Below are 374 nucleotides of genomic sequence, written 5' to 3'. Positions count from 1 at the left end.
GACTTTCTCCACCGCCTCGCCGCGGAAGAAGGCATGGTCTACAGCTTTATTCATGAAGCCGGAAAACACACCTTGCTGTTCAGTGATGCCACTGTGCTGCTGCCCTCCTTAGCTCAGCCTATTCCGTACAACGGGTTAGCGGGTGGTGTCAGCGATGTGCCCTATATCCAAGATTTTTCTTATCAATCCGAGGCCCACGTTAGTGAGGTAGAACTCAAAGACTACAGCTTTAAAAAACCAGCTTATTCCTTTAGCCAATTGGCTCACGGCACGGAGATGGATTACCAACAACCCACTTACGTGCACTTTGATGCGCCAGGTCGCTATAAAGGTGACCCAAATGGCATCGCCTTCACCCGCACTCGCTTGAGTTA

General features: G+C 50.5%; 1 protein-coding gene. It reads left to right on the top strand.

Going from position 1 to position 374, the window contains the following annotated elements; translation table 11 throughout:
- Positions 1-374, top strand: a 374-nt coding sequence (locus QTN94_RS20575; RefSeq protein ID WP_331428702.1) for a contractile injection system protein, VgrG/Pvc8 family, incomplete at both ends; no start/stop codon positions are given.

Origin of the sequence: Vibrio sp. M250220, from assembly GCF_036533795.1 — a bacterium.
Lineage (GTDB): Bacteria > Pseudomonadota > Gammaproteobacteria > Enterobacterales > Vibrionaceae > Vibrio.
Note: the sequence above shows the minus strand (reverse complement) of the source record. Positions and strands in the feature narration are given on the sequence as shown.